This window comes from Chloroflexota bacterium, from assembly GCA_015478725.1.
Lineage (GTDB): Bacteria > Chloroflexota > Limnocylindria > Limnocylindrales > CSP1-4 > C-114.
The window spans coordinates 1-4,860 of the sequence record JADMIG010000060.1 but is presented as its reverse complement, the minus strand read 5'-3'; the positions used below and the strand labels follow the sequence as shown (position 1 = coordinate 4,860).

General features: G+C 71.9%; 6 protein-coding genes. 3 read left to right on the top strand and 3 right to left on the bottom strand.

Annotated features, from left to right (window positions below; translation table 11 throughout):
* Nucleotides 1-114: 114 nt before the first annotated feature.
* Nucleotides 115-957: a TIGR00730 family Rossman fold protein gene (locus IVW53_15555; protein MBF6606982.1), complete on the bottom strand. Its 843-nt coding sequence runs from the start codon at nt 955-957 to the stop codon at nt 115-117.
* Nucleotides 958-962: 5 nt separating this feature from the next.
* The gene (locus IVW53_15550) at nt 963-1,349 is read right to left on the bottom strand and encodes an arsenate reductase (GenBank protein ID MBF6606981.1); all 387 of its coding nucleotides are present in this window, start codon (nt 1,347-1,349) and stop codon (nt 963-965) included.
* A 56-nt stretch (nt 1,350-1,405) separates the two neighbouring features.
* Here IVW53_15550 and IVW53_15545 point away from each other — a divergent pair, with 56 nt between their 5' ends.
* From IVW53_15545 to xth, 3 genes are read left to right on the top strand one after another with little or no spacing between them, the layout of a single operon-like run.
* Nucleotides 1,406-1,753 carry an ACT domain-containing protein gene (locus tag IVW53_15545; GenBank protein ID MBF6606980.1) on the top strand — a complete coding sequence of 116 codons (348 nt, stop codon included), beginning with the start codon at nt 1,406-1,408 and terminating at the stop codon, nt 1,751-1,753.
* A 9-nt stretch (nt 1,754-1,762) separates the two neighbouring features.
* Nucleotides 1,763-2,455 carry a DUF5612 domain-containing protein gene (locus IVW53_15540; GenBank protein ID MBF6606979.1) on the top strand — a complete coding sequence of 231 codons (693 nt, stop codon included), beginning with the start codon at nt 1,763-1,765 and terminating at the stop codon, nt 2,453-2,455.
* 46 nt (nt 2,456-2,501) lie between these two features.
* On the top strand, nt 2,502-3,350 hold the full coding sequence (gene xth / locus IVW53_15535) for an exodeoxyribonuclease III (protein ID MBF6606978.1): 849 nt from the start codon (nt 2,502-2,504) through the stop codon (nt 3,348-3,350).
* Nucleotides 3,351-3,449: 99 nt separating this feature from the next.
* Here xth and IVW53_15530 read toward each other — a convergent pair whose 3' ends face one another.
* The gene (locus tag IVW53_15530) at nt 3,450-4,646 is read right to left on the bottom strand and encodes an aromatic ring-hydroxylating dioxygenase subunit alpha (protein MBF6606977.1); all 1,197 of its coding nucleotides are present in this window, start codon (nt 4,644-4,646) and stop codon (nt 3,450-3,452) included.
* Nucleotides 4,647-4,860: the final 214 nt, after the last annotated feature.

Below are 4,860 nucleotides of genomic sequence, written 5' to 3'. Positions count from 1 at the left end.
CCCGAGTCGCAGCCTCGCCCGAGTCGCAGCCTCGCCCGAGTCGCAGCCTCGCCCGAGTCGCAGCCTCGCCCGGGTCGGCACGGCGGGGCAAGGCGCGGCCCGGTAGCCGCTCCGTCAGCGGAGCTCATCCTCCTCGATCGGGATCGCGCCTCTCGGATCGCCGTCGCCGAACGCCTGGATGATGGCGATCGCCTCGTCCGGATCGTCCGTCAGCTGGAACAGCTCGAGGTCCGCCGCGTCGATCGTCCCCGCCGGCACCTGCGTCGTCCGCATCCACTCGACGAGGCCGCCCCAATACGCCGTGCCGACAAGGACCACCGGGAAGTGGCGGATCTTGCCGACCTGGATCAGCGTGAGCGCCTCGAAGAGCTCGTCGAGCGTGCCGAGGCCGCCGGGGAGGATGACGAACGCGTCGGCGTACTTGACGAACATCGTCTTGCGGGCGAAGAAGTAACGGAACTCGATGCCGAGATCGACGTAGCGGTTGATGTACTGCTCGTGCGGCAGCTCGATGTTGCAGCCGATCGACAGGCCGCCGGCCTCCTGGCAGCCGCGATTCGCCGCCTCCATGGCACCCGGTCCACCGCCGGTGATGACCGCGTAGCCGGCCTCGGCGAGGAGGCGGCCGATCGTCCGCGCGAGCTCGTACGCCGGCTCGTCCGGGCCGAGCCTGGCAGAGCCGAAGACCGTGACCGCAGGCCCAATCGTGGCGAGCGCATCGAACCCATCGACGAACTCGGAGAGGATCCTGAGCGCCCGCCAGGTGTCCGTGTCGAGGAAGGCCGGTCGTTCAGGACGCTGAAGGAGGCGCTCATCCTCCGTGGCTCGACCGTGGGGACGGAGCGCGGCGGGCATGTCCGGGCGGACGGCGACCCGGCCGCTCCGGCGGAGCGGTTCCGCCTCCGCGGAGGCGCTGGTCGGCTGGTTTCGATCGTTCGGCTGGGCCCGATCCGTCATCGACGTCAGGATGACACCGGCCGGCGCGCGGCGCTCGCCGCCAGCCACGCCTTCCACGTCGGCTCGGCGCGGCCGACCGTCACCTCGAAGCCGTGCCGCACGAGGGGCAGTCTCAGGAGGCGAACGTCCGCGAGGAGGCGCGTCGCGAGTTCATCGTCCGTCATGCGAAGGTAGCCGAGCCCCGCGTCCCGCCAGGCCCGGCCGTCCGTTTCGGTGCAGGCCGTCGCGCCGAGGCGGTCGACGAATCGACGGAGCTCGGCCGGCGCGATCGGACGACGCCGGACGTCGACGAACGCGACCGCGACGCGGCGTTCCTTGAAGAATCGCAGCGCGGCCCGTGTCGCCTGATCCCCATCGAGGCCGAAAATCTGGACCGGCGGCTCGGTCGGCATCGAGGGTCGCGGCGGCATCTCACGTGAGAGCGTGCCAGCCGCGGCGGACCCGGTCAATGCCGCCTCTCGCCCGACATGCCGCCTCCCGCCTGGCGCCGCCGGCGCGGTACCATCGGCCCGCAGGAGGTGACTTCGTGACGGTCTGGTTCACGGTCCAGCTCGACGATCGACCCGGCGCCCTCGCCCGCGTCGCCACCGCGCTCGCGGAGCGCGACGTGAACATCACCGGGATCGTCGGCGTCGCCGAGGACACGGACGGGGCACTCATGCTCACGACGAGCGACGCTGCCGCCACGCGAGCGGCGTTCGCCGCGCTCGGCCAGGCGTACGAGGAGCACGATCCGTCCGGCGGTCTGGAACCGTCGCGGATGTCCGTCGCCGACGTTCGCGACCGCGGCCGCTAGGTCGGACCGATGGCCCGCCGCCCGACACTCCCGACGACGGTCGCTCTCCGCGTCGTCCTCGACGATTCGGCGACGGCGGTCCCGACCCTGGCCGCAGGCATCGGGGAAGCCGGCGGGCTCATTCGAACCTTGAGCACCGTCCGCCGGATCGAGCCGGCGACGGAGGACGGGAGCCCCGGCATCGAGCTCGAGGTCGAAGTCGAGGGGCTCGACGAGGAGGCGGTCGTCCGGGCGGTCCACAGCACGAGCGGCGTCCGGACCCAGCGCCTCACCCGATCGCTCGACCGCGTCTTCGGCAAGCGCGTCATCGTCGTCGGCGGCGGCGCTCAGGTCGCCCAGGTCGCACTCGGCGCGGTGAGCGAAGCGGATCGCCACAACCTTCGCGGCGAGCGGATCAGCGTCGACACCATCCCCCTCGTCGGCGAGGAGGCGATCGCCGCCGCGGTCCGCGCGGTGATGGACCTGCCGCGGGCCCGCCTCCTCGTCCTCGCCGGATCCATCATGGGCGGCGACATCACCCGCGCCGCGCGGGAACTCCGCGAGAGCGGCATCCCGATCGTCGCCCTCAACATGGCGGGCAGCATCACGGAAGCGGTGGATCTCGTCGTTTCGGATCCGGTCCAGGCCGGGACGATGGCGGTCATGGCGATCGCCGACACGGCGACGTTCGACCTCGCCCGCCAGCGCGGCCGCCGGTTCTGATCGTCGCGAACCGATCGACGCCCGCAGCTCGCCGAGACCCGACCCCATGCGCATCGCTACCTGGAACGTGAACTCGCTCAGGGCGCGCCTTCCTCGCGTCGAAGCCTGGCTTGCGACCGCAGCCCCTGACGTCCTCCTGATCCAGGAGACGAAGCTCGCCGACGATGCCGCACCGGCGCTGGCGTTCGCGATGGCCGGCTACGAGCTCGCCCACCACGGCGAGGGGCGATGGAACGGCGTCGCCATCGCATCCCGGGTCGGAATCGCGGAGATCGTCACGAACTTCGGCGACGGGCCGGTCCGGCCGAGCGCGCCACCGAGCGGCGGAGGTCCGAGCGATGGCGAATCGTTCGACCCGTTCGGCGAGGCGCGAATGATCGCCGCCCGCTGTGGCGGGATCCGCGTCGTGAGCCTCTACGCGCCGAACGGCCGGGCGCTGGACACGCCCTTCTTCACCGGCAAGCTCGCCTGGTTCGAGCGGCTCCGGCGGTGGCTGGACGAGGCAGCCGACCCGGCCGACGATCTCGTCATCGGCGGCGACTTCAACGTCGCGCCCGAGGACATCGACGTCTGGGACCCGGTGGCGGTCCACGGCGGGACGCACGTCACCCCGGCCGAACGGAAGGCGGTCGCCGATCTTCGCGCGTGGGGACTCGCGGACGTCGTCCGCCCGTTCCACCCGGAGCCGGGATTCTTCACCTGGTGGGACTACCGGGCCGGCAACTTCCACAAGAATCTCGGGATGCGCATCGATCATCTCTACGCCACCCGATCCGTCGCCGGACGGGTGGTGGCGGCCGAGCGCGACCGGGATGCCCGGAAGGGCCAGCTCCCGAGCGACCACGCTCCGCTCCACATCGACGTCGCGGATCAGCCCACGACCGGCGCTCACTGAGGCCCAGGTGCCGGTCAACGAGTATCGCTTCACGACGACCTCGCTCCTCGACGCGACGCCGGCGGAGGTCGCCGAGGTCGCTCCCGTCCCTGACGAGCGTCAGGCCCCTGGAGGTCCGGAGCGCACGACCGCTCGCCGGGCTGCCCGCGCCCGATCGACGACGGAGTTCGTTCCGCGGACTGTGCGCGTCCCGTCGAGCGCATAGCGGTCGACGCACATGAGATCGAAGGCGTGGACGGCCGCCTCCTGGTTCGAGTAGCGGCCGGCGACCCAGCTCCGCGACCCGGTGCCGCGCTGCTGGAGCTCCACGACGTGGTAGTCCTGCCGGTTCGTGAGGTCCCAGAACTCGACCGCGCCGGAGACGTCGACGGAAGCCCCGGCGACCGGATCGCGATCGAGGTAGAGATCGCAGACGACCCTCGATCGATTCGCGCCGTCCGGCCACACCTGATGCGTGAGAACGTAGTCCGGGTGGACGCTGACGATGAGGTTCGGCCAGAGGATGTAGTAGTAGATCCTGCGGGCATCCGTCGCCGTCGTCGAGGGAAGGAGCGGTCGGCCGTGGCGGAGGCCGTCCATGGACATCGTCTCGCAGCCCTCCGAGAAGAGCATCCAGCCGCCCTTCCACGGCCCGACCGGCAGGAAGTCCTCGCCCAGGTCGTACGGGGTGAGGCGATTGAGGAGCGGGTGGACGCCCGGGCAGTGGTAGCACTCGCTGTAGTTCTCGGCGACGAGCTTCCAGTTCGCGTCCACGTCGTACTCGAGGCGCGTCGCTCGACGGAGACGGCTGAAGTCGCGGCCGAACCCCGCGTGGTGGTCGAACCAGTCCCCGAGATACGCTCGGAGCGGTTCCGCGTCAGCGGCGAACGAGAGGAAGACGAAGCCGCCCCAGCGGTCGAGGCGGATCGAGGTGAGGCCGAAGGTGGCGCGGCTGAAGTCGGCGAGGTCGTCCGTGTGCTTCGCCCGGACGAGCGTCCCGTCGAGGTCGTAGATCCAGGCGTGGTACGGACACTGGAAGCGGACGGCGGTCCCGCAGGCCTCCTCCACGACGGCCGTGCCGCGGTGACGGCAGACGTTGTAGAAGGCGCGCAGCTCGGCGTCCCGGCCGCGCACGATGACGACGCTCTCGCCGAGCACGTCGCGCACGACGTACGAGCCCGGATCGGGGATCTCCTCCTCGCGGGCGACGGCGAGCCAGTCGCGGGCGAACCACTGTTCCCGCTCCCAGTCGTGGATCGCCGCGTCGTGATAGGCCCGCCCCGGCAGGAGCGACGCGCCGCGGAACGGGCGCCGCACGCGGGCGATCTCCTCCGCGGTGAACGGGGCGGAGACCGAGCGCTGGCGGGCGGGGCCGCGGCGTGCGGGAGCGGGGCCCTGGAGGACCACAGGCGGCGTGGGGCTGCGGCGGCCGGCAGGCGGCGTGGGGCTGCGGCGGCCGGCAGGCGGCGTGGGGCCGCGGCGGCCGGCAGGCGGCGTGGGGCCGCGGCGGCCGGCAGGCGGCGTGGGGCCG

Bases quoted from the DNA above. Each gene is read 5' to 3' on its own strand.
- IVW53_15540 (MBF6606979.1), top strand. From the start codon at position 1,763: ATGGCCCGCCGCCCGACACTCCCGACGACGGTCGCTCTCCGCGTCGTC.
- IVW53_15550 (MBF6606981.1), bottom strand. From the start codon at position 1,349: ATGCCGACCGAGCCGCCGGTCCAGATTTTCGGCCTCGATGGGGATCAG.
- IVW53_15555 (MBF6606982.1), bottom strand. From the start codon at position 957: ATGACGGATCGGGCCCAGCCGAACGATCGAAACCAGCCGACCAGCGCC.
- IVW53_15545 (MBF6606980.1), top strand. From the start codon at position 1,406: ATGCCGCCTCTCGCCCGACATGCCGCCTCCCGCCTGGCGCCGCCGGCG.
- xth (MBF6606978.1), top strand. From the start codon at position 2,502: ATGCGCATCGCTACCTGGAACGTGAACTCGCTCAGGGCGCGCCTTCCT.